The organism is Polaromonas sp. P1_G1, assembly GCF_056405595.1.
Map to the genome: position 1 here is coordinate 1 of NZ_JBFUBU010000064.1, position 22,684 is coordinate 22,684.

Consider the following 22,684-nt stretch of genomic DNA (forward strand, 5'->3'; position numbering starts at 1 on the left):
GCAGTCTGGGTCCCTACGCTTCGCTTCGGGCAACCTGCGGTGCTCGACTACGGCGGGGTCTCGCGCAAACTCGCTTCGCTCARACAAGCGCGATCCCTGATCCGCCTACGTCTGCGCTCCTCGGCCCAGCCAGGACGGGGCAATCGGGATCGGGGACAGAAGACAAATACCAAAGAACAAACCAAGACAWACAAGGACTCGCCGTGGCGAGTCCTTGTTTCTTAGGTATTGGTATTCCTTCCCCACCCCTTGTGGATGCGCCGAGGAGCGCAGGTCCAGGCGGATCAGGGATCGCGTTGTTTGAGCCGAAGGCGAGTTTAGCGAGACCCCGCCTGAACCGAGCACCGCAGGTTGCCCGCAGCGCAGCGGAGGGACGCAGCAACCAGGGTCGCCTTTTCTTTTGCTTACTTTTCTTTTGGCGAAGCAAAAGAAAAGTGAGTAGCTGCCGGGCTACCCCCGGCCAGCAACACTCAGAAGAGAGCACAGAAGAGAGGGAGCGCGCAGCCGGCGCAAGATCCGGCCTCCAACCCTAGCCCTTCAACTCAACCCAAAAAACACTCCCCCGCCCAGGCCGGGAAGCCAACCCCACCCCATGCCCCAACGCTTCGCTGAGCCGCGAAACAATAGCCAGCCCCAGCCCGAAACCCTCTTCAGTGCCCTGCAAAGGAATCCGGTAGAACTCCTGGAAGATCGCCTGCTGGTGCTCGGCGGCGATGCCCACACCGGTGTCCCAGATCTCGATGCGGGGCACACCGCCCCGCCGGCGCACCGCCATCAGCACACCGCCGCGGTGTGTGTTGCGCAGCGCGTTGGACAGCAGGTTGCCGACCAGCCGCTGCAGCAGCACCGGGTCCGACCTGACCTTGCCCGGCGCCGCGCGTATCCTGAGGCGCAGGCCGCGCTCGCGGGCAAAAGGCGCGTACTGCGCCTCCAGGTCCTGCAGCAGCCCCGCCAATTCCACATCCTGCAGGTTGACCCTGAGCGGATCGGTTTCCAGCCCGGCCAGGTCGAACAGGGAATTGAACAGATCCGTGACGGCCTTGGTGGAACGCACGATCTTGGGCGTGATCTGCTCGACGAATTCAGGCTCCGCGGCCAGCCAGCCGGCGTACAGGTCCAGCGCATGCACGGGCTGGCGCAGGTCGTGGGCGGCGCTGGCGATGAAGCGGTTCTTGATTTCCACCGCCTCCAGGGCCGCCCGGCTCTGCTCGGTCAGCGACTTGATCAGGGAGGAGTTGTCGTACTGCAGTTCGAGGTTGACGCGCTGCACCTCGTGAAAACGCTGGCCCGAGATGCGGATCACGGCCCAGTAGATCAGCACCAGCGCCAGCATGCCGTAGGTGTTGAAGGTGGAAGGCAACCCGCGCTCCATCATCAGATCGTAGAGCAGCGCGGCCACGACCGAGATGCCCAGGCCGTTCACGTAACTCCTGAAGCAAGGCAGCCAGGACGAAAACGTGCCCACCGCGAAGCCGGCCATGCCCACCAGCACCACCATGCACAGGAACTGGTCGTACACCGGCGCGCGCAGGAAATAGACGAACATGGACGCGCCCCAGACCAGGGCGCTGGCCGACCAGGTCCAGCCGTAGCGCGCCATGAAGGCATGCAGGCGCGGGCCGCTGACGCCCGCCAGGCTGCGGTGGTAGATGCCGATGACGCCGTAGCGGACCACGGTCACGGCCACCGCCGCCGCCGCCCAGAGGCCCAGGGCCAGCGTGTCCACATGGTGGTAAAGAACAGCCACCATGACCACGATCAACACCAGCGCCGAATGCAGCGCCGGCCGCGCATAGCGCATGAGGGTGTGGATCAGCCGCATCTCCACCCACTCCTCGCGCGAGAGGTCGGCGACGCTACGGATCAGCCGTGTCGTTGAGGGGGAGTCCATGGGCCGAGTTTAGGGCCTGTCGGCCGGCTCCGCCCGCTGCCCGCACCTGCCCGCGCCTGCCGGCGCGCGGCGCGGCAAAGACGCAACAGCGCGCGCGGCGCGCCGCCCCCTTCCATGCAGGGGGATCAGTTGAAGGTCACGCCGGCCCAGCGTACCCGGCCCAGCACCGCGAAGTCGCGGTCGGCCGACTCGTGGCCCTGGATGTCGAACGGCTCGTAGGTCGGGTTGTAGCTGCTGACCCGCAGGATTTTTCCTGGCAGGCGCTGCAGTTTTTTCATCAGCAGCGCGCCGTCCAGGCGTATCAGGTGCACGCCTTCGGTCAGCGCGTCGCGGTCGCGCAGGTCGGCCAGCACCGCATCCTTGGCATGCAGCCACGGCTCCATGGCCGTGCCCACCACGCCGAACATCGCCAGGTCGTCGTGCGCGATGCCCAGGTCGTAGCGGATGAACTGCGCGTCGAAAGGCCGCATGGCCAGCACCGAGTCGGCATCGGTGAAAGCGGCACCCTCAGCCTGTTCGCGCAGGTCGAAGAGCGGCACGTAAATCAATTCATCGGCCTGCACCGCGCGCACGCCGTGCGGCACCGCGGTTGAGCGCGGTGCGTCCTGCCCCTCACCGCCCAGCAACTGCGTCGGCGTGGTGTTGTATTCGCGGGCCAGCACCTCGAGTTCGAACGCGTCCGGCAGGCTGTCGCCGCGTTCCACGTTCCAGATGGTGTTTCGGTGCACGCCCACAGCCGCGGCCACATCGTTGATTTCGCGCGCACCGCGCGCGGCCCGGCAGCGCTGGCCGAACTGCTGCATGAACACCGTCCGCGCCTCGGTTCGCACGGTTTTCACCTCGGCCTTGTCCGCGGCCGCTGCGGCGTGGTAGCGGTACCAGGCCACCGGCTCGTCGGCCTTGACGGGCGATACCGAAGCGAACGGATACGGCTGGTGGGGGTCCTGTACGGTCGGGGCCGTCTCTTTTGTGCTCATGAACACTATTTTGTGTCAATGAACACAGAAGCGCAAACGGGAATCCCCGTGCCCTGCGAAATTTGCATAGAAATATAAGCAACACTCATAACCATGGGCATAAACAGGCTTGACTTCAGTGCTTTCAAGCTCAGAATAGTGAACATGAGCACAAATAAAGCAACAACCTCACAGGAAGATATGCACCCCGCCGACGTCATTGCTGCCTTGCGCAAGCGGGGCACCAGCCTTCGTAAAATCGCCCAGGCATACGGCTATAGCCATATCCAGCGCGTGCTCGTCAGTCCCTGGCTGGCGGCCGAGCAAATGGTGGCCGCAGCCCTGGACACCACGCCCGAGACCCTGTGGCCCTCGCGCTACCAGGACCCCGAGGCGCGCGCCCTGGCTTTCCGCCAAACCCGCAAGCTGGCCGTGACCATGCCGGTCGCGCCCGGCCGCGGCCGGTCCCGCAGGCCTTGAAACCGCGGAAATCCGATGCTGCTGTCAGGCAAGGACATCACGCTGCGCATTTACCTGCGCACCCATGACAACGAGGTAGTTCTGGTGGAACTGGGACGCGAAGACCTCGAAAAAGCCGCCATGGACAAGGCCAACTTCAGCGAGGAGCAGCTTCATCCCATCAGGCTGCTGCATTTCGACCTGGCCTAGACATGGCCGGGCCGGCCAGGACTCAGAGCGCGCCGGGCCCCGAATCCTCTTCGGAATGGTCTATGTATTTGATCTGCATGCCGGCGCGCGACAGCTCTGCGATGCGCGATGCGACGCGCTTGTAGAACTGGCCCGCGTCCGAGACGGGGCCTATGGTCTGGTTAAAGGTCATGTCCTGACCCGCTTCCTTGAGGATGTATTCACCCGATGGCTGGAGCTTCACTTTAAGCAGTGCGAGCATTTTTCCTCCTTGGTGGCTCCGGCTCACCTCGCCGTTGCGAGGACGCCAGTGCCTATACAGCCACTTTAGACCTTGAGCCCCGGCAAGCCGTGTAGGAAAACATCTTCATTGGCCTATCTGATACACACAATAAGGAGAAGGTAGGGAGAAAGCTGGTACTTAAGACCTATTAAGAGCACAAGCCGGCAGTTCGCGGCGCGCCCGTTTCCTTATTGCAGGGAGCCAAACCCGGTCGGCCCCCGGTCCAGCGGATCCACCACCACCTCATAGATCTCGTTGATACGCCAGACCGGGCTTTCATACGCGGCCTGGCCTTGCACCTTGACGAGAAAAGAGCTGCAGCGCTCCGCGGCTTCCAGCGTCAGTTCGCAGGAAAAATCGATCTGCCCGGTGTCCGTCGAGATCGCGCTGATGAGTTCATGCGCCGCCAGGGAAAGCCGTTCCTGGCTGCCCCGCGGCAGCAACTGCTCCACCTCATAGGTTCGCATCACGATGGCCGCGATGCGGTCTATCAGTTCATCGACTACCGAGTTGGGATTGGAGACCATCAAGGGATGCATTTTCGGCATTCTCCTACAAGGCCCGAAGAACTGAGAAGCTATATTCATATCGCGGCTTGTCATGAGCCGCTCCCTCCCTTGCTGGCCTTGCCAGCTTCCACGCCCGGTTTGTCCCGGGCTTTTTTTTGGCCGCGCGGGGCGCACAGAGGGCCAAACCGCCAGGCGCAAAAAAAACCGGGCTTGGCCCGGCTCCCTGTGGCCGCCTTCCAGGGCGCGGCCCGAACCTCACTCAGCCTTGATGCCCGCCGTCTTGATGGTCTTGGCCCAGAAGGCCGTTTCCTTTTTGACCAGGGCATCCAGCGCGGCGGGCGGCTGGTAGCGCAGTTCGACGCCGGCGCCGTCGGCGCGGGTTTTGGTTTCAGGCAGTTCCAGGGCGGCCTTGATCTGGCCGCTGAGCTTGCCCACCACGTCGGCGGGCGTTCCCGCGGGGGCAAAGATGCCGACCCAGGCTTCCAGCTCGAAGCCTTTCAGGCCGGCTTCGGTGGCGGTCGGCACGGCGGGCAGGCTGGGGTGGCGGGTTTTGCCGGCTACGGCCAGGCCCTTGAGCTTGCCGGTCTGCACATGGCCCATCACCGAAGGCGGCGTGGTGATGAAGACCTGCACCTGGCCCGACAGCACGTCCTGCAGCGCCGGGCCGGAGCCGCGGTAGGGAATGTGCACCATGCTGGTTTGCGTCTGCAGCTTGAACATCTCGGTGCCGATGTGCGAGAGCGAGCCGTTGCCCTGGCTCGCATAGCTGAGCTTCCCGGGATTGGCCTTGAGGTAAGTGATGAACTCGCCCAGGTTGTTCACCGGGATGGACGGGTGGACGGTGATCACGTTGGTGGCCACCGTGATCAGCGCGACCGGCACGAAATCCTTTTGCGACCACGGCAGCTTGGGCGTGAGGGCCGGGTTACCGACGTGGTAGGCCGAGTAGGAATTGAGCAGCGTGTAACCGTCGGGGTTGGCGCGCGCCACGAACTGGTAGGCCACGTTGCCGCTGCCGCCGCCGCGGTTGTCCACGACCACGGCCTGGCTGGTGACCTTGGCCAGCGAGTCCGAGAGGATGCGCGCCGAGGCATCGACAAAACCGCCCGGCGGGTTGGGCACCACCAGCGTGATGGGCTTGCTGGGATAGGCCTGGGCCCATGCGGCGCTGGTGACAAAAGCCGCGAGCAGGGCCGCGCCCGTGCCGGCAAGCAGCCGGCGCAGGGTGGACGTTGGGGGAAAAGCGCTCATGGTCAGCCTCCTTGTTGTGATGATTGATATCGATGAATGGTGAATGACTAACGGCCAGTCACCCACAATAATTAATAGCGGCCCGACAGCAGCGTACCGGCATTTGGAGCGCGCCGCTCCAGCCCCAGGCTTTTGAGCAGCGCGTAGGTGGTGCAGACCGCGCTGGACACCACGGGCAGGCCGCTGGCCGCCTCGATCAGCGGCACCGAAGCCAGCGAGGGCATCTGCACGCAGGCCGAGGCCACGATGGCGTCAGCGCCCTTGACGTTGAGCTGCTTCCACAACTCGGCCGGCGCTTTTGGGTCGCGCGCGCCCACGGCCAGGTTGTCGTGGATTTCGAGCGAAACGCTGTCTATCACTTCAATGCCTTCGTTCTCGATGTAATCGATCACCATGCGCGTCAGCGGTTTCATATAGGGCGCGATGATGGACACGCGTTTGGCGCCCAGGGCCTGCAGCCCCTCGACCAAAGCACCGGCGCTGGTGATGACCGGCGCGGGCAGGCCGTTGGCCACCGTGACCTCATGCAGGCGGCGCTGCGACTCGCGGTGGTAACCCAGGCCCATGCTCATGATGGCGACCAGACAGGCGTAGCCCATGGCGTCCACGCGCGCATCCGACAGCTCCAGCGCGCAGCGGTCGGAGTCGCGGTCCATCGCCGCCAGTTCCTCGCGCGTCACCGACTTCATGCGCATGCGGCTGGAGTGGAAAGTGAAACGCTCGGGCAACACCTGCTCGCGCGCGCGCAGCATGGCCGGGATCTCGGTTTCCATGGTGGTGTTGGAGCTGGGCACGATCAGCCCGACCCGGTAGTTGCGGGAGTTGTCTGGCGCCTGGCCTTCAGCGGCTTGCATGGGTGTGTGTTTCCTGGTGACGGTTCAGGCCCCGATTCTTCGCGCTCTTATCCATACAAACAAATACATAATCACGATAGATCAATACCAAAATCAGATAGATAGCCCTCCCCTCTTATCGCAAAGGCCATCCGTGGAACTGCGCCAGATCCGTTATTTCGCCGTGCTCGCCGACGAGCTGAGTTTTACCCGCGCGGCCAGTCGCCTGCATGTGTCACAGCCGCCCCTGAGTTTCCAGATCGCCGCCCTGGAAGCCGAGCTCGGGGCCAGGCTGTTTCACCGCACCAGCCGCAGCGTGGTGCTCAGCGAAGCCGGCAAGGCCTTCTTGCCCCACGCGCAGGCCGTGCTGGCGCGGCTGGAGGAAGCACGCAGCCACGTGACCCGCGTCGCCAGCGGCCTGCAGGGACGCGTGCAAGTTGGGCTGGCCGGCTCACATTTTCTCGGGCCCTTTCCCCAGTTCATCCAGCAGTTCCGCTTGCAGCGGCCGGCTGTCGAGCTCGTGCTGCACGAGATGAAGCCGTCAGACCATTTGCAGGCCTTGCGCGACGGGCGGCTGGACTTGAGCGTCTCACGCAACCCGGTCAACGACAGCCAGCTCAGCGCCGCGCTGCTGTGGCGCGACCCGGTGGTCGTGGCTCTGCCGCCCGGCCACAGGCTGGCCCAACGCCGCCTGCTCCGCCTGGCCGATCTGCGCGACGAGGATTTTGTGTTTCTGCGGCTGGACTCTTCGCCTTTTGCCGCGCGCCTTTTCGAAGCCTGCCTGTGGGCGGGCTTTGCGCCGAAGATCGCGCAGCAGGTCGTCGAGGTACCCGCGGCGCTGAACCTCGTGGCTGCCGGCCTCGGCGTGGCACTGGTGCCCGCGTCCATGGCGCAACTCAGGGCCGACGCCGTCGGCATTTGCCGCCTTGGGCCTGCAACGCGAGCCGGGGCCAAAGGATCGCAGGCCAAGGCGCCCGATATCAACGGCGATGTGTATGCGCTCTGGCGCACCGACGACGCCGCGCCGGCGGTGGCGGAGTTCATCAAGCTGCTGGTGGACTGGGCCGGTAGTCTGCCGCCATGGGTGGGGCGCTGAGGAGCACAGCCAACTTCAGTGCACGGTTTGTCCCGCGCTTTTTTGGCTGTGGCGGCGATGCGTGAGAGCGCGCCAAAGGACGCGAAGCCGATGCCACCGGGCATTGCCGCAACGTCCTGCAACAATAGGCCATGATCCGAAAAACATCCCCCGCTTTGACCTGGTTGCTCGCAGTAACGCTTTTGTTTCCACTGTTTATCCAGCTCTCCCACGGCATTTATCGAGACCTGGATCCGATTTACGATTCGCGCGGAATCCTGGGGTCGCTACCCTTGCCGATTTCTATCGCGGCCTGCCTGCTGGGCATCTTTGCGCATGCGCGCCGCTTTGGACCGGCCAGGCCGGCGATGATCTTCATAGCCTCCTTCATGGCCGCCATCGCCGTGTCTTTCGCCTTCGCGGGAGAGGCGCCGGATGGCAAAACGGCAAAGCTCCTGTATGCCGCGCAGACCCTGCTGCCCACCATGGGCTTCATGCTCGGGCTGCTTCTGGGCGCGCAGCGCGGAACGATTGCGAAAGCATTTCTCTGGGTGCTGCTGGTGCTTTTGCCCTTGCAACTGCTTGCCGGCTGGTTTCAAGGCGGCTTGATGCTTACGAACTACTTATATGTATTCAGCATTTACCAGCACATCCAGTTTGTGCCCATCGTTCTTGCGGTGGCATTCGCCTTCGTCATGGTGCACCATTGGGACAGGCAAAAGGCCCTCATGCGCGTCCTGGCGGCGATCACGGGAATGTATGTGCTCGCCAGCGGCTCCTTCCTGGCCGTTGGCCTTTACGCGGGATTCATGCTGCTGTTTTTCGGCACGGCGATCTTGAAGCGCTCCCACGGCCATGCGACAGGTCTTCTATCGGTGGTGGCCGGCATTGCGGCGGCGGTATTCCTGGGCAGCCTGTACTACGGCCACGTCAAGGGAGACACTGACAGGTTTGGCAACGCCAATGCCTACGTGCAAAAGTTCCGTGACGTGGCCGAGGGGAAATTACCCGGCAACATGGCCCAGCGCCTCGATGACTGGAAGCTGTACGGCGGTTGGATAGCGCAGAGCCCACGCACCTTGCTGTTCGGCCATACGAAGCCCCCTTCACGGGAAGTCATCACCAGTGCGCACAACTGGTATCTCGACCTCGTCTACAACTTTGGCCTGATCGGGCTGCTGCCCGTGGTGGCACTGATAGGCTTTACCGTGCGCAAGGTCTGGCAACAGCGGCGATCCCTGCCCGCTGAAATCTGGTGGCTGGCGGGCCTGACGGCTTTCATGGTGCTGGTCGACAGCAATTTCAAGGTAACGCTCAGGCAACCCTATCCCGGCATATTCGCTTATTTTTTGTGGGGATTGCTGTTTGCGCATTTGCGGGGCGCCGGCGACCAACCCGAAGGAGACAGCGCCCCCGGCCCCAAGGTCAAAGGCTCGTAGAAGCCGGGCTTCGGACACCGGGGTTGAACAAGCCAGATCCAGAGGGCCGCACCGGCGCCTGTCCAAATCAGCACGGTCAGGAATGCGCCGACCCGGCTGCCCGGGATATTTTTATCTTTTATTTCCCTGACGAGCGATGAACTGCTATGTCCAGAAGAGTGTTTTCAGCACTGAAGTCGAAGCTGAGCTGATGCCGCCAAGGGGCAAGGAAGATCACGTTTTCCACCAATCGCAGATACTTGTCCTGCGGACTGTCCACCACTGCTTCAAATTCGCGCGTAGCGCCACCTCGAACGTGGGATGTGTACTTGCCGCCGCCCCTCCAGACCTGGTGCGATTCGTATATCCGGATCGATTGGATTTCATTCTTCGGAAAAATTTTTTCCTTGGGTGTTCCAGGCGGATAGACGGAAAGCAATGCCAGCCGTATTTTTCCAGACGATAGATTTGGCTGTTCGTTGAACCTGTTCGCGGATTCCAAAAAGACCGCGATGTCCCGTTCATAAGCTGTCAAGTCCACCCCGGCGCGGCGCTTGAAGTACTCAACCCCGCTCTCCGGCGTTGCAGTCGCACAAGCGGTGACGCCCAGCAGACAGCCAAGGCACATTGCGAGAGACAGGAGACGGCAGGCGTGAGCAGTGTTCATCGCATCAGCAGCCTGCGTAGTTCTTGCGGCCGCTCTTGGTAATCGTGTACGTCCCGCCGCGCGGGCCAACATGGCAGGTAGGCCCGCCGCCCTTTGCCGGGGCGACCGGTGCCGCGGCCGGCGGCGTTGGAGTTGCCGGCGCCACCGCTGCCGTTTTCTTGCCACCGTGGCAATGGTAATCACCAGTCTTGCGGTTCGTGTGACACCCCTGCGCATCCGTGCCGCCCGAGTGAGCGGCAGCCAACCCGCATGCCGATAGCAGCGCGAGCGCGCAGAACAGTTTCATAGACATCCCAGCCTTTGCCGCAGATGGTGACAGGTGGGCCCGCTAAGCGCCTCCTCTAATTGGAGGAAGTCTGCGATGAGCCGACATACCAGTCTTGCGGCTACAGGAAAGCCGTCAGACGATGGCTACAACCGGGGTTGAACAAGCCAGACCCAGAGGGCCGCCCCGGCTGCTATCCAAATCAGCACGATCAGGAATGCACCGGCCCGGCTGCTCGGCTTGGCCCCCTGCGTCTTCATCCAGTCATCGGCCTGCTTGCGGCAATCGGCGGCGACCTCGGGTGGCAAAAGCCTGATGGCCAGCCAGATCAGCCCTGGGAGGAGCAGGACATCGTCCAAGTAGCCAAGCACGGGGATGAAGTCCGGGATCAGATCGATGGGACTGAGCGCATAAGCCACCACGAAGACGCCAAGCGCCTTCGCATACCAGGGCGTTGCCGGGTGTTTGCCGGCGAACCAGAGCGTTACCGCGTCGCGCTTGATCCGTTTCGCCCAGCTCTTGAGTGTGTCGCCGACGGCCATGTCCGCAAGCATGCCACAGCGCTTGCGCAATGCTCTTGCAGGATTCCGCGTCAAGTTCGGAGGAGGCCGTTTTTCCCTGGCAAATGCGCCTGGGTGGCGGGGCGGAGTTTCACTCTGTCAATAAAAAGAAGACCAAACCCCACAAACTTGCTGGAGGCACGTCCTCTCGATTGAAGGGTTGGGCGTCATTTGACCGGAGACTCGGCGCTCTGGTTGCTACGGTGCTGAACCTGCTGTAAGACCGAAAGTGCTTCGTTGGCGGACGCGACGGGTACAAAGATGTGGTCGTGAAACGCCGCGGCAACGACATTGCAGCTTATGTTGGCCTGGGCCAACGCGGTGGCGACTGCGGCAGTGAGGCCCACGGCCTGGAGATCGGAGTGCACCGTGAGCGTGATCCATGCCGCGCGGAACAAGACGGGGAGTTCTGCCTTTCGAGCCCGCTGTTCCTCGACGATGAGCGTGAGGCCTTCTGCTTCCCGAAACATGCCAATCGGTTCAAGTGAGCTGATATTGGTGCTCGGTGAGATAGAGGTGAAGACATAGACCCCCTCGTTCAACTTGGGCTGCATTGCTTGAAGAAGCTCAGCGAGGTTCGTGACGGAGTGACTCATGACGCCCAATGTGAAGATGACCGGACCACCAATACACGCGGCGAAGCGGCAGCCTGCTGTTGTGGGTCCGTGTCGATTGACATGTTAGAGCTCAGGCACACGGCACTCACCTTGCCTCACAGGACGCGTTGCCACGCTTGTCAATCCGGTCGAGGCCTCACGGTACACAGACACCTTGCAAGTTTGACGTGCCATGCCGGTCCAAAGTGCCGATATTCCCTTTCCGCCAATACGTTCGTTCACCACCACGTACCTGGCGCCAGGCTCGGGTGTAAAGGCTACAAAAGGGCCGCACACCTGCCGAAAGCCCGTATTCACCCAGGCGATGACAGACGTAACAGCAAGCTCCTCCGACGGCTTCACAGTGATCCTGTTTGCATTCTGATTCGCGCCGTTTACGCGAGAAACCTTGCCCTGCGAACACACGAGTGGGTCGCCGGAGAAAGGAACCCCGTTATTCGTTTCGTACTTCTTGTCCGCGCTGAACTCAATCTCTACCCCGTTCACCTCCTGCTGGATGGTCGCCGGCGGAATTGCACGCCCAACGAGTTGCTCCGACAACGGCGGCGCAGCACAAGAAGCCAGAAGTACACATAGACAGCCAGCAGTCGTTCGATTAAAAATTTTCACCTTACCCCCCTTTAATTTTTGAGTTCTAACGTTGGAGGCACCGCACGAAGGGCTACTCATGCGGCTCTTCATAGGGGACCTGAACAAGTTTGCCGGAGTGCGGATCGCGAGCAAATGCACTACGTGGCTGAGCGCTGAGAAAGGGGGTGATATCGGGAGAGTAGTTCGCAATTGTGTTGACATCGTAGATGGCGTGATTCGAATCATCATCCATGTACTCTTGCGATTCGTCTCCCGACATAAAGCACCACCCGCTATCCATTGGGCGCGAAGTCGGTTCGCGCACCATATACCCGACCGGCCTTCCTTCCACCGTAACCATGTCGGTGGCAATGCATCCGCCGAACCCTACAGCGATCGGCTTTATCTCGCTCRCGCTAAGCGCATATGTCTTCTTCATGATGGGTGCCTAACGTTTGACATTAGGACATCTTGCGCCAAGGCGCAAGATGTCCCCTTGACGGAGGGGTTAGAGGTCTCGTTCGCAGACGAGACGAGTTTGGCGAGAAAGCTGCTCATACAAGTATTCGTTCACGTCGCAATAGCCGTTCTTGCCAACCCCTGCATCAAGGGGCAAGCCCCTCAGGCTGGCCGGCAAGGCTCCAATGTCTTGATCCGAACAACTGAAGTGGAAGTAGTTGTACCTGTCAGAGGCTGGTGCATAAGGTGGCAAATCGAACGGAGTCCCCTGAAGGACAAACTCCACGCTATCCGAAACGTCCGCCACGAAGCCAGGCACCTCATCGAACCTATCTGTTTCGATGAGTTCGACCGGCGAAAGGAAGCGGTTCAATTCGATAGCCACGTCATCAAGAGACATGGTTTCGTGAATGATGACGGATCCCGAGTAGTGCTTCACGTCCAAGACCTCTAACGTAAAGATGACCGGCCCACAACACTTTGCGGCGAAGCCGCTTTCTGCTGTTTTGGGTCCGTGTCGATTGACAAGTTAAAGCTCTTTCGCATAGATGCGGGCATTCGTTTCGTCCGCGACCGCTGCACTCATTGAGGGAAACTGGAGATTCATCTGCACCGTACTCAAGAGCTCACTCACCTCGGCGTCATTCAGTAGCAGCTTGAAAAACTCAAGTACGTGAGACTGCTTGGTGTCGCGAGCCATGAACGTGAAGAGAACCTCCTTACATGAGGAACCGAATTCGCGCACCCACGCCGTGAAGCCTTCGCGGAACTGCGCGAAGTCCTGTTGCGGGGTGACTTGGTCGCCAACGGTCACAACGACCGCAAGTGCCCGCTCCTTCTTGAAGAAGCCGGCCTTCTTGGAGAAGTGCTGGAGATTGACCATGAATGAGCTTTAACGTTTGAGATGAGAGGCGGCGCAAGGGCGTAGCCCTTGGGACGTCCTCTCGATGGAAGGGTTAGCCATCACCGGCGCCCGCCTTCGAATAGGTTTGCCAAGGTGTACTTGGCGAGGGCTTCGATATCGAGAGGAGAGGCTGGGTCGACCGCAAGAGAACCAAGAATTGCCTTTGCCTCTCCCGACTTGCCTTGCTCTTGAAGCGCAGCAGCCTTGTTTAGAAGCAGAAACCCTTTCGTTTCCGCGTCAGGATTTGCCGCGAGACCTCTCTCTAGGTGCGCCAATCGCTTGTTGAGGTCTTGCTCAGTTTGGGCTCTTGCCTTCCAGCCAGGGGCAAAGGATGGCACTTGATCGACCAAGGCCTGAATGAGCTTGGACCGCTTTTCCGGCTCTATCCACTCCAAGCTTAGGTAGGCAAAGTATGTGCCCTTAGGAATTTTTCCTTCCTTCTCTCGCTGGAGAGAATGAACCGCAGTCTTCGATGTGAAGAAGCCTCGTGGTGCCAGTTGATCCACTTGACGATAAAGATCGAGTGCTTTGGAGTACTGCTGTTGCGACAGATAAGTGAAGGCCGCGTCGTAGATCGGATACGGCCACTCTGGTGCCGCCTTTGACGCACGAGAAAAGTATTCAAGAGCGGCATCGCTCTTGCCTTGCTGACCTGCTCGGCGACCGAGTTCATGCAATTCTCTAGCCGCGTTTGGAACTGGCTTGCGAGACGCGATCTCCCAATTGACCTTCCCGGTTGCGCCCAGAAGGTCCTGCTTCGTTAGAACGCGGCCACTCCTGTCTTTGAAAACAACTTCTTGCTCTGCCGATTGAGCAATTGGAGAAATGGCCACGGATAGTGTGATGGCGAGAGGCAGCACGAGACTCTTAAGCATGATGGCTAACGTAATGTATACCGCGAGGTCTGCGGTATAACCTGGCCACTGAAAAGACAGCTAAGTGCTTGTTATCAAAAGACTTATTGCCCATTTTGAGTTTCGCTCAGATCGATAAAAAAGGGACCAAACCCCGCAAACCGATTCTAGGCGGACGGCGTGGCTACCGCCTCCCCAATATGGACGAGCGCAGCCCAAACAGCCATTTCCGTTGTGTTTGCCCGTCGCGCTATAACCCGGCCTTGCATCACTCTTGGGTGCCAGTTGCTGCGCTTGGTGTCATGTCAGCCCTCGTAGGAAAAGAACCGGGCTACCTCCCGCTCCCGGCACGACGTGGTCCACCTGGTAGCCGGCAGGCGCCGCGGCGCTCGCAGACGGGCTTTGCTGCCGGCCGTGTGCCACGCCCTTTATCTTGCCACCGCTCTCAGCCGTCAGAGAGCGCCAGATCGAAATCTCTGGGTGATTGCGCTGCAATTGTCAGGCGCTTTCCTTCTCTTAGCATCACGAACGCTTTAGGCCCAACCCAATAGGGCCCAACCTTCTTAAAGTGCTTCCGCAAGCCACGCTCAAGCGCTTTCATAAGTCCCTTTGAGGCGGCAGAGTCAGATGCCGTTCCGGCAGACCCATACAGAACGACCGCGCCATCCCATACACCTCCCGGCCTGAGAACTACGGTGTCCGGATTCTCGAGTTGATCTATTAAAAAGTGGATTTCCCCGCTATTAAGTTGCACCGGCCTCGACCTGATGATTGTGGACCGCTCAGCCATTAGAAAGGCAGCTGAATTCACAGCGGACTCATTTGTCGCGACACCAAGCGGGGGCAATTCCACAGACGACATGCTGGCGTCTTTAGAAGCGATGCCAGCGGCTTGGCGAGGGACAAATTGCAGCGGCATGATCGCTCCAACATCCAAAAGAACTTGAAGAAGGTCGTCCTCAACGGCAAAGAACTGCAGTAGTTTCGTCATTTTTTATTCTTGGGAGTCAAGATCAACGTGTCATTCGGGAAGGCCACTCCACACTTCGGGCGCCACCTCAACAGGGTTACGATGCCCGTGCTGAGTTTGAGCCTTGATCGCCCACTCCGTCATAAAGATGGAGGGCGGATGTCAGGTGCGACATTTCCGCACCCATGCATCCGTCTTGCTGCTGCGCGTTGCTACAAAGCCTTCTGGCAGGTCGGCAAGTTCGCTAAGGGTCGGGTCACTGTCAACCATCTCCCCAAGCCCAACAATTCGCGCATCCGATTCTGCGAAGGCTGACCCATCAAGAAACTGCCATCCCCCATCATCTTGATCGTGAGAGACGTGAAGGACATCACTTTCTCCAGTTATCACCCGATTCAAGCTGATGACAGCGAGATTTCTTGGTTGTGCAAAGTTCCAGGTCATAGTTTGGCAATGTCCGCTTCTGGCCGTTAGCAGCCATGGTATCAGCGGCGGCTTCGAGTAATGCGTAAGTGACGGGCGTAAAAAAGCCCGCTCGAGGCGGGCGACTACTAGATGCCGAGAGTGCATTTCAAAATGAATGTCTCTGGCGGTTTAGGATTACCCGCTCTAGGCTGGCTAAGTGATGCAGCATAACCAGGGAGGCTTACCGTGCAGCCACCATCCAGCAGGTAAGCGGTTATACCGGCCCAGCAAAGCCCTGACCACCAGACGCCCTGAAACGAAAAAGCCCCGGCAAGCGGGGCTTTTAAGGCATTTCTCAGATTCGTCGGGACTTGTCTGGATGCAATTTTGGCGGAGAGGGTGGGATTCGAACCCACGGTACCTTGCGGTACGCCTGATTTCGAGTCAGGTACATTCGGCCACTCTGCCACCTCTCCAATGTGAATATTCTAACAGCCCCACGGTCGCTCACTTCGTGTAGCTCCCTGCCCCCTAGGGGCCGCTGCGCCTGCGGCCCGGCAAAGCCGGTTCCGCGGCCCCTGCTTGGTTAAGACTCCCCCTAATTCCTACTTTCCTGCAGGGCCCAATACCTTAATGCCGCCCATATAAGGCTGCAGCACCTCCGGCACGGTGACGGAACCGTCGGCGAGCTGGTAGTTCTCGAGCACGGCGACCAGGGTGCGGCCTACGGCGAGGCCTGAGCCGTTGAGGGTGTGGACGAATTCGTTCTTGCCCTGGGCGTTCTTGAAACGGGCCTGCAGGCGGCGTGCCTGGAAGGCTTCGCAGTTGGAGACCGAGCTGATCTCGCGGTAGGTGTTCTGTGCGGGCAGCCAGACTTCGAGGTCGTAGGTCTTGGCGGCACCGAAGCCCATGTCGCCGGTGCACAGCAGCATGACGCGGTAAGGCAAGCCCAGCTTTTGCAGGATGACCTCGGCGTGGCCGGTCATGGCTTCGAGCGCTTCGTAGCTTTTGTCAGGGTGCGTGATCTGCACCATCTCGACCTTGTCGAACTGGTGCTGGCGGATCATGCCGCGTGTGTCGCGGCCGTAGCTGCCAGCTTCCGAGCGGAAGCACGGCGTGTGGGCGGTGAACTGCAGGGGCAGCTCAGCTTCGGCGACGATCTCGTCGCGCACGAAGTTGGTCAGCGGCACTTCCGAGGTGGGGATCAGGTACAGGGCTGTGCTTTCGGCTTCGGCCGCGCCCTCTTGCCCGCCTTTTTTGGCGGCGAACAGGTCTTCCTCAAACTTGGGCAACTGGCCGGTGCCGCGCAGCGAATCGCCGTTGACGATGTAGGGCGTGTAGCACTCGGTGTAGCCGTGCTCCTGGGTCTGCACGTCGAGCATGAACTGCGCGAGCGCGCGGTGCAGGCGGGCCAGCGGGCCCTTCATGACGGTGAAGCGCGAGCCGGTCAGCTTGGTGCCGAGTTCGAAGTCCAGGCCCAGGGGCTGGCCGACGTCGACGTGGTCTTTCACTTCGAAGGCAAACGCCGCGGGTTCGCCGCCGGGGCCTTCAATCGGGCTCCATTTGCGCACCTCGACATTGCCGGCCTCGCCGATGCCCTGGGGCACGCTCTCGTGCGGCAGGTTGGGCACGGCCAGCAGCAGGGCCTGCATGTCGGCCTGGATCTGTTCCAGACGGGCGGCCGAGGTTTCGAGTTCGGCCTTGGAGGCGCTGACCTGCGCCATGACGGCGCTGGCGTCTTCACCTTTGGACTTGAGCTGGCCGATCTGCTTGGACAGGGTGTTGCGCTGGTTCTGAAGCTCCTCGGTGCGGATCTGCAGGGCCTTGCGCTCGGCCTCCAGGCCCTGGAAGGCCTCCACGTTGAGGAAGGCTTGCGGGGTTTTGCGGGTTTCCAGCCGGGCGATGGCCGAGGGCAGGTCTTTGCGGAGCAGGTTGATGTCTAGCATGGGGCGATTGTATTTTGTACGGCTGCGGCGGACAGGGCCCGTTCGGCTCAGTTCAGGCTGGCCGGGTCCAGGTTGGCGCCGCAGATGATGAGGCAGACTTTTTCGTCGGCGCGAGGACGGTAGCGGCCGGTTTGCAGCGCGGCCAGCGGCAGGGCCGCGGCGGGCTCGACGGCCAGCTTGAGCTCTTTCCAGAGCCAGAGCTGGGCCGCGCGTATGGATTCGTCGGTCAGCAGCAGCGCGTCGCGCACATGGGCCTGCGTGACTTCCCAGGAAAGACTGCCTATGCGTTTGGCGCCCAGCGAATCGGCGGCGATGCCGCCGACGGCCACGTCCACCGGTTCACCGGCCTCGCGGGCTTTGTAGAGGGTGGGTGCGAGCTCGGGCTCCAGCGCGACCACGCGGCTGCGCTGTCCAAACCAGCCGGCCACGCCGCCTATCAGGCCACCGCCGCCCACGCTGACCAGCACCGAGTCGGGCACACCACCCTGCTGCTCGATTTCCGCGGCCAGGGTGCCGGCGCCGGCCAGCACTTCAGGCTGGTCGTAAGCGTGCGTGAGCAGCGCGCCGGTTTCCTGCTGGCGCGCCAGGCATGCTTTCAGCGCATCGGCATAGGCCGCGCCCGTCACCACCACCTCGGCGCCCAGCGCGGCCAGCTTGGCACGCTTGGCGGGGGTGGAGACCTCGGGCACAAACACCTCGCAGCGCACGCCCAGTTCACGGGCCGCGGCCGCGGTGGCAATGCCGGCATTGCCGCCCGAGGCGACGATCACGCCGCTGGCGGGGATGGGGTTGGACAGCAGACGATTCAGCATGCCGCGCGCCTTGAAGCTGCCGCCCGTCTGCAGGTGCTCGAGTTTGAGCCAGACTTCAGCGCATTCCACGCCCAGCGCCTTGCCGGGCAGTTGCCACAGCGGGGTCTGGTGGATGAAATGGCCGTAGCCGGCCTTGAAGGTGCGCAGGCAGCGCTCGATGTTGTCGCGATCGGTCATGAGCGAGGGGTATCAGGTGAGTTGGTGAAGCTGGCTGTCGTTGATTTCGAGCACATGGCCCTGCGCGTCGAGCTTCAGGCCCTTGGGCAGCGGGAACTTGATGGTTTCCTCGATGCCGTCCATCTTGCGCACCGACACCGCGCCCAGCGCCTTGATACGGTCTATCACCTGCTTGACGAGGATCTCGGGCGCCGAGGCGCCGGCCGTGAGGCCGACCCGGCCCTTACCCTCGAACCACGACTCTTTCAGTTCACTGGCGTCGTCGACCATATAGGCCTCGGTGCCCAGCTTGGCGGCGAGTTCGCGCAGGCGGTTGCTGTTGGAGCTGGTCGGGCTGCCGACCACGATCAGGATGTCGACCTGCGGGCTCAGCACTTTGACGGCGTCCTGCCGGTTCTGTGTGGCATAGCAGATGTCCTGCTGCTTGGGCTCGCGCACCTGCGGAAAGCGCTGCTTCACGGCGGCGCTGATCTCGGCCGCGTCGTCCACGCTCAGCGTGGTCTGCGTGACCACGGCAAGGCGCTCCGTCTGGCCGGGGCTGATGCGCCAGACGTCGGCCACGTCTTCCACCAGGTGGATGCCGCTGTCGAGCTGGCCCATGGTGCCTTCGACTTCGGGGTGGCCCTTGTGGCCGATCATGATGAATTCGTAGCCCTCTTTGTGCAGCTTGGCGACTTCGACGTGAACCTTGGTCACCAGCGGACAGGTGGCGTCGAAGATCTGGAAGCCGCGGCGTTCGGCCTCTTTCTGGATGGCCTGGCTCACGCCGTGGGCGCTGAACACCAGCGTGGCGCCGGGCGGAACGTCGTCGAGCTCTTCAATGAAGATCGCACCCTTTTGCTTGAGGTCGTTGACGACGTAGGTGTTGTGCACGATCTCGTGGCGCACGTAAATCGGCGCACCGAACTTGGTCAGGGCGCGCTCGACGATCTCGATCGCTCGGTCGACGCCGGCGCAGAAACCGCGCGGCTCGGCGAGCAGGATTTCCTGGGGAAGCAATTTTGATCCAGTCATAAAACGCCAATCACTTGCACTTCAAACACGACCGGCTGGCCGGCCAGCGGGTGGTTGAAGTCGAACTGCACCGCGTCACCGCCGGGCTTGACCTGCTGCACCGCGCCGGCGTACTGGCCCATGCCGTCGGGCGTGGGGAACTGCACCACGTCGCCGACCTTGTACTGCTCGTCGGGGTCGCCCAGCTCATTGAGCAGCTTGCGCGCCACCCATTGCACGAGTTCGGGGTTGCGCTCGCCGAAGGCCTCGCCGGCCGGCAATTCGAAGGTGGCGCGCGTGCCCTCGGGCAGGCCCAGCAGGCGCTGCTCGATGGCCGGAGACAGTTCGCCGGTGCCCAGGCTCAGCGTGGCGGGCTTGCCCTCAAAGGTGTTGATGATGTCGGCGCCCGGTTTCCCGTTCACGGACGGCCCGGCCATGCGATAGTGCAGGGTCAGGAAAGAGCCCGGCTGGACCAAAGGAGGGGCGGAGAGTTCCACGGTGGTGGGCATAGGGCGGAGGCTTTCGGGGCCGGCCGGAACGGCGGGCCGGTGTTTGTAAACTGCCTCTATTGTAGAAAGGACGGCCCGGCCGGGCCAAACCCGGTTTTTTGGCCTTTTTTGCGGGAGGAGTCCCCTGGCTCCCTCCCGCCAACCCATAAGAAGAGATCGACCCATGATCCTGAAAGACCTGCCCCAAGACACCCGCCCCCGCGAAAAGCTGCTGGCGCGCGGCCCCGGCGCCCTCAGCGACGCCGAACTGCTGGCCCTGCTGCTGCGCACCGGCATCCCCGGCAAAAACGTGCTGCAGATGGGCCAGGAGCTGCTGGACACCTTCGGGGGCGTGGCCGGGCTGCTGCACACCACGGCCGAAAGCCTCAAGCGCATCAAGGGCCTGGGCGGCGCGGCCAAGCGGACGCAGCTGGTCGCCGTGCTGGAGCTGGCGCGCCGCGCGCTGGCCGAAAGCCTCAGCCAGAAAACCGTGTTCGACACGCCCCAGGCGGTGCGCGACTACCTGCAGCTGCAGCTGGGGAACCGCCCGCATGAGGTATTCGCCATGCTGTTCCTGGACAGCCAGCACCGGATGATCGCGCTCGAAGAGCTGTTCCGCGGCACGCTGACACAAACCTCGGTCTACCCGCGCGAGGTCGTCATCCGCGCCCTGGCGCTGAACGCCGCCAGCGTGGTGCTGGCCCACAACCACCCCAGCGGCTCAGCCCAGCCTTCGCGCGCCGACGAGGCGCTCACGCGCAACCTCAAGTCGGCGCTGGCGCTGGTGGACATCCGCGTGCTGGACCACTTCGTGGTGACCAGCACCCAGGCCGTGTCCATGGCCGAGCTGGGATTGCTGTAAGGTTGAGCCATGAAAGCGCCCGCCCTCAAAAGCCTGCAGGACCTCAAGGCCGTCAAGCGGGAAATCGAAAACCGGGCCCGGCTTGAAAAAGAAGCCGCCGCCGCAAAAGCCGCCGCGGCGGCCAAAGCCAGGGCCGAAAAAGAACTGTTCTCGCGCGCGGTCGGCGCCGTCAAGGCCCTGCCCGCCAAACACCTGCCCGGCCACAAGGCCGCGCTGCCGCTGCAACAGGCCGCGCCCATCCCGGTGCAGCAGCAGCGCGACGAGCTCGCGGTGATGCGCGAGGCGATCTCCGACGAGTTCGACGTCGAGACCCTGCTGGACACCGACGAGGCCCTGAGTTTCCGCCGGCCCGGCATGGGTCCCGACGTGGTCCGCAAGCTGCGCCGCGGCGGCTGGAGCATCCAGGGCCAGCTCGATCTGCACGGCCTGCGCCGCGAAGACGCGCGCGAAGCACTGGCGCTTTTCATCAAGGACGCGCACAAGGTGGGCTGGCGCTGCGTGCGTGTGGTGCACGGCAAGGGCCTGGGCTCGCCCGGCAAGACGCCGGTGCTCAAGGGCAAGGTGCAGAGCTGGCTGATCCAGAAGCAGGAAGTGCTGGCCTTTGTGCAAGCCAGGCCGGCTGAGGGCGGCGCCGGGGCGCTGGTGGTGTTGCTGGCGCAGGGCTGAGGCAAGACATTGAGAACACAGAAAGAAGACAAGTGCGCCGGTTAACAATTTTTATCGCCTTGGGTTTTCTTGTGTCCTTCAACACAAGTGCGTTGGCAACTCCTGCTGACGAGGTGTGCGCCGGGCTTGCTGGCCTGGTCGACGCTAAAGCCGCCAGCCGCTTCGCCAGTCCCGCCAGATCCTTGACCAAGGCTGAAACCGCCGTTCTTGAGGATGCAAAACTTGAGATTCTGGGTTTCAATGAATATTCGCAGGGAAGCCAGATGGTGGATGCCGATAACGACGGCGTTGACGATCTTTTTGTCTGGAATATTCAAGGCTCAGGGCGATTTGCCTATGCCGAGGTCTACGAAATCAACAGATCAGCCCGTCAACCATCAGACAAACTGCGGCTGAAGGCAAACCTGGGTAATGTTGGCATCTTGAGCGACCCGCGTTTTGTCAGGTACGCAGGTGTGAACTACCTGGTTGCGGACGAGGGCGACCTGGAAAGTCTGGTAGTCCATCGCCTGGAGAAACTCACTTCAGACGGCTATGACTTGCGGACTGTCTGCAGCGCAACAGTCCGTCTACAGCCCATCACAAAATGTCGCCACCCCGCCTGCAAAACCCTGGCGAGCGAGATTGCCAACCCCCGCACCAATGCCCCATTTGTTCAGGTCGAATGGCCGCACAAATACTTTAGCCCGGCAGGCCTTTCCATTTTCTCCGGGCCCAACGGCGAGGCGAGCGATTTTGATAACACCGGGCTGCCGGCGCGTATCTGGAAACTGGGACGGGAAGGCTACGCGTACCAGCACATCTACTGGAACCTGCTGGGGCTGGGAGAGGAAGAGCCCGTGGTTCCGGCTGCCCAAAGAGCTGCAAGAGACAACCAGGAAAGTCCCCAAGTAGTTCAAGGGCAGCCGCACGACCGCTTAAGGCGCACGCTTGAGCAGCAAAGCAAGGTGCTGGGCAAGCAGTTCAACAAAAACATCTCGCTTCCCGGCGCGGGGCAATTCTTCTTGTTTGACACCAACGATAGAACCTACTGGGCCTGGGACTTCGACCAGCCGCACTATGGTGAAGAAATGCACATCACCTACACAAGAGGGCTCAAGTCGGACTACATCGGCGCGGTGGGAATCAAGCGAACCCTGGGTTTAGCCCCCTGTGCATCGGAATGCTCCAGGCCCGTGGAGAAATAGCGCTCACGCGCCGGGCCGAACTCAAGAATCGTCACTCGCCCCGGTTGCGCATCCAGTCTGCCGTCTGGAAAAAAGACGCATTGAGCCGCGTGCGCAGGCCGTCATCCACCCCGGTCTCACGCATGGCTTGGTCCATGCACGCCAGCCACTGGTCGCGCTCGGCAATCCCGATCGAGCCGCCACCGGTCTGCTGCGGCATGTGGCGCATGCGCAGGCGCGGATGGCCGAAACGGTCGGTGTAGTACTGCGGCCCGCCCAGCCAGCCGCACAGAAACCAGAACAGGCGCTGCCGGGCATTGTCGAGTGTGCTGCCGTGCGCGGCGCGCAGGGCTTTGTAGCCCGGTTCCAGGTCCATCAAATCGTAGAAGCGCTCGACCAGGGCCTTGACGCGGTCCTCGCCGCCTATCCAGGCGTAGGG

28 protein-coding genes and 1 tRNA gene are annotated in these 22,684 nt (G+C 61.9%); 7 read left to right on the top strand and 22 right to left on the bottom strand.

The genetic code is table 11. The annotated features are described in order from the left end of the window. Positions 1-529: 529 nt before the first annotated feature. Positions 530-1,891 carry a sensor histidine kinase gene (locus AC1D1Y_RS23640; RefSeq protein ID WP_477684489.1) on the bottom strand — a complete coding sequence of 454 codons (1,362 nt, stop codon included), beginning with the start codon at positions 1,889-1,891 and terminating at the stop codon, positions 530-532. Positions 1,892-2,016: 125 nt separating this feature from the next. Next, on the bottom strand, positions 2,017-2,868 hold the full coding sequence (locus AC1D1Y_RS23645; protein WP_477652574.1) for an XRE family transcriptional regulator: 852 nt from the start codon (positions 2,866-2,868) through the stop codon (positions 2,017-2,019). 144 nt (positions 2,869-3,012) lie between these two features. Between AC1D1Y_RS23645 and AC1D1Y_RS23650 the strand changes: the two genes are divergently transcribed. Both AC1D1Y_RS23650 and AC1D1Y_RS23655 read left to right on the top strand, forming a co-directional pair. After that, a complete protein-coding gene (locus tag AC1D1Y_RS23650) occupies positions 3,013-3,327 on the top strand; it encodes a helix-turn-helix domain-containing protein (RefSeq protein ID WP_477684490.1) in 315 nt (104 codons plus the stop codon). 15 nt (positions 3,328-3,342) lie between these two features. After that, on the top strand, positions 3,343-3,516 hold the full coding sequence (locus AC1D1Y_RS23655; RefSeq protein WP_477684491.1) for a hypothetical protein: 174 nt from the start codon (positions 3,343-3,345) through the stop codon (positions 3,514-3,516). A 22-nt stretch (positions 3,517-3,538) separates the two neighbouring features. Here AC1D1Y_RS23655 and AC1D1Y_RS23660 read toward each other — a convergent pair whose 3' ends face one another. The 4 genes from AC1D1Y_RS23660 to AC1D1Y_RS23675 form a co-directional block, all read right to left on the bottom strand. Then, positions 3,539-3,757, bottom strand: a complete 219-nt coding sequence (locus AC1D1Y_RS23660; protein ID WP_477678858.1) for a hypothetical protein — start codon at positions 3,755-3,757, stop codon at positions 3,539-3,541. A 209-nt stretch (positions 3,758-3,966) separates the two neighbouring features. After that, positions 3,967-4,317, bottom strand: coding sequence for a hypothetical protein (locus AC1D1Y_RS23665; protein ID WP_477684492.1), 351 nt, complete (start codon positions 4,315-4,317; stop codon positions 3,967-3,969). Between the two features lie 225 nt (positions 4,318-4,542). After that, positions 4,543-5,538: a Bug family tripartite tricarboxylate transporter substrate binding protein gene (locus AC1D1Y_RS23670; protein ID WP_477684493.1), complete on the bottom strand. Its 996-nt coding sequence runs from the start codon at positions 5,536-5,538 to the stop codon at positions 4,543-4,545. 71 nt (positions 5,539-5,609) lie between these two features. Further along, positions 5,610-6,392: a maleate cis-trans isomerase family protein gene (locus AC1D1Y_RS23675; protein ID WP_477684494.1), complete on the bottom strand. Its 783-nt coding sequence runs from the start codon at positions 6,390-6,392 to the stop codon at positions 5,610-5,612. Positions 6,393-6,525: 133 nt separating this feature from the next. Between AC1D1Y_RS23675 and AC1D1Y_RS23680 the strand changes: the two genes are divergently transcribed. After that, positions 6,526-7,467: a LysR substrate-binding domain-containing protein gene (locus AC1D1Y_RS23680; RefSeq protein WP_477684495.1), complete on the top strand. Its 942-nt coding sequence runs from the start codon at positions 6,526-6,528 to the stop codon at positions 7,465-7,467. A gap of 182 nt (positions 7,468-7,649) precedes the next feature. Next, positions 7,650-8,885 (top strand): O-antigen ligase family protein, encoded by a 1,236-nt coding sequence (locus AC1D1Y_RS23685; protein WP_477684496.1) that lies wholly within the window; start codon positions 7,650-7,652, stop codon positions 8,883-8,885. Between the two features lie 118 nt (positions 8,886-9,003). On the opposite strand, the gene AC1D1Y_RS23690 is transcribed toward AC1D1Y_RS23685, so the two are convergent. From AC1D1Y_RS23690 to AC1D1Y_RS23760, 15 genes are all read right to left on the bottom strand, one after another. Next, the gene (locus AC1D1Y_RS23690; RefSeq protein ID WP_477684497.1) at positions 9,004-9,531 is read right to left on the bottom strand and encodes a hypothetical protein; all 528 of its coding nucleotides are present in this window, start codon (positions 9,529-9,531) and stop codon (positions 9,004-9,006) included. Positions 9,532-9,535: 4 nt separating this feature from the next. Next, positions 9,536-9,823: a YHYH domain-containing protein gene (locus tag AC1D1Y_RS23695; protein ID WP_477684498.1), complete on the bottom strand. Its 288-nt coding sequence runs from the start codon at positions 9,821-9,823 to the stop codon at positions 9,536-9,538. A 119-nt stretch (positions 9,824-9,942) separates the two neighbouring features. Further along, a complete protein-coding gene (locus AC1D1Y_RS23700; protein ID WP_477684512.1) occupies positions 9,943-10,338 on the bottom strand; it encodes a YkvA family protein in 396 nt (131 codons plus the stop codon). A 185-nt stretch (positions 10,339-10,523) separates the two neighbouring features. After that, a complete protein-coding gene (locus AC1D1Y_RS23705) occupies positions 10,524-10,952 on the bottom strand; it encodes an ACT domain-containing protein (RefSeq protein ID WP_477684499.1) in 429 nt (142 codons plus the stop codon). 682 nt (positions 10,953-11,634) lie between these two features. Continuing rightward, complete coding sequence (locus AC1D1Y_RS23710; RefSeq protein ID WP_477684500.1) at positions 11,635-11,982, bottom strand: DUF2185 domain-containing protein; 348 nt, start codon at positions 11,980-11,982, stop codon at positions 11,635-11,637. A gap of 69 nt (positions 11,983-12,051) precedes the next feature. Then, positions 12,052-12,402 carry a hypothetical protein gene (locus tag AC1D1Y_RS23715; RefSeq protein ID WP_477684501.1) on the bottom strand — a complete coding sequence of 117 codons (351 nt, stop codon included), beginning with the start codon at positions 12,400-12,402 and terminating at the stop codon, positions 12,052-12,054. 129 nt (positions 12,403-12,531) lie between these two features. Further along, a complete protein-coding gene (locus AC1D1Y_RS23720; RefSeq protein ID WP_477684502.1) occupies positions 12,532-12,885 on the bottom strand; it encodes a hypothetical protein in 354 nt (117 codons plus the stop codon). An 80-nt stretch (positions 12,886-12,965) separates the two neighbouring features. Next, entirely contained in the window at positions 12,966-13,781 is an 816-nt protein-coding gene (locus tag AC1D1Y_RS23725) for a tetratricopeptide repeat protein (RefSeq protein ID WP_477684503.1), read from the bottom strand. Positions 13,782-14,205: 424 nt separating this feature from the next. Next, the gene (locus AC1D1Y_RS23730; RefSeq protein ID WP_477684504.1) at positions 14,206-14,751 is read right to left on the bottom strand and encodes a hypothetical protein; all 546 of its coding nucleotides are present in this window, start codon (positions 14,749-14,751) and stop codon (positions 14,206-14,208) included. 141 nt (positions 14,752-14,892) lie between these two features. Continuing rightward, positions 14,893-15,174, bottom strand: coding sequence for a hypothetical protein (locus AC1D1Y_RS23735; protein WP_477684505.1), 282 nt, complete (start codon positions 15,172-15,174; stop codon positions 14,893-14,895). A 349-nt stretch (positions 15,175-15,523) separates the two neighbouring features. Then, a tRNA-Ser gene (locus tag AC1D1Y_RS23740) sits at positions 15,524-15,611 on the bottom strand. 129 nt (positions 15,612-15,740) lie between these two features. After that, positions 15,741-17,081 (bottom strand): serine--tRNA ligase, encoded by a 1,341-nt coding sequence (gene serS, locus AC1D1Y_RS23745; protein ID WP_477684506.1) that lies wholly within the window; start codon positions 17,079-17,081, stop codon positions 15,741-15,743. Positions 17,082-17,128: 47 nt separating this feature from the next. After that, positions 17,129-18,070 carry a threonine/serine dehydratase gene (locus tag AC1D1Y_RS23750; RefSeq protein WP_477684507.1) on the bottom strand — a complete coding sequence of 314 codons (942 nt, stop codon included), beginning with the start codon at positions 18,068-18,070 and terminating at the stop codon, positions 17,129-17,131. 12 nt (positions 18,071-18,082) lie between these two features. Then, positions 18,083-19,084: a 4-hydroxy-3-methylbut-2-enyl diphosphate reductase gene (ispH, locus tag AC1D1Y_RS23755; RefSeq protein ID WP_477684508.1), complete on the bottom strand. Its 1,002-nt coding sequence runs from the start codon at positions 19,082-19,084 to the stop codon at positions 18,083-18,085. Continuing rightward, positions 19,081-19,572 (bottom strand): FKBP-type peptidyl-prolyl cis-trans isomerase, encoded by a 492-nt coding sequence (locus tag AC1D1Y_RS23760; protein ID WP_477679012.1) that lies wholly within the window; start codon positions 19,570-19,572, stop codon positions 19,081-19,083. Before AC1D1Y_RS23760 ends, ispH begins: the two co-directional genes overlap by 4 nt. Positions 19,573-19,735: 163 nt before the next feature. Here AC1D1Y_RS23760 and radC point away from each other — a divergent pair, with 163 nt between their 5' ends. The 3 genes from radC to AC1D1Y_RS23775 are packed head-to-tail and all read left to right on the top strand — an operon-like array spanning position 19,736 to position 22,266. Then, positions 19,736-20,413: a RadC family protein gene (radC, locus tag AC1D1Y_RS23765; RefSeq protein WP_477679011.1), complete on the top strand. Its 678-nt coding sequence runs from the start codon at positions 19,736-19,738 to the stop codon at positions 20,411-20,413. Positions 20,414-20,422: 9 nt separating this feature from the next. Continuing rightward, a complete protein-coding gene (locus AC1D1Y_RS23770; protein ID WP_477684509.1) occupies positions 20,423-21,079 on the top strand; it encodes a Smr/MutS family protein in 657 nt (218 codons plus the stop codon). 32 nt (positions 21,080-21,111) lie between these two features. After that, complete coding sequence (locus AC1D1Y_RS23775) at positions 21,112-22,266, top strand: hypothetical protein (RefSeq protein ID WP_477684510.1); 1,155 nt, start codon at positions 21,112-21,114, stop codon at positions 22,264-22,266. Positions 22,267-22,297: 31 nt separating this feature from the next. Here the strand turns inward: AC1D1Y_RS23775 and AC1D1Y_RS23780 are convergent. Next, positions 22,298-22,684 (bottom strand): group II truncated hemoglobin (locus AC1D1Y_RS23780; protein ID WP_477684511.1); only part of this gene is annotated, 387 nt, incomplete at its 5' end.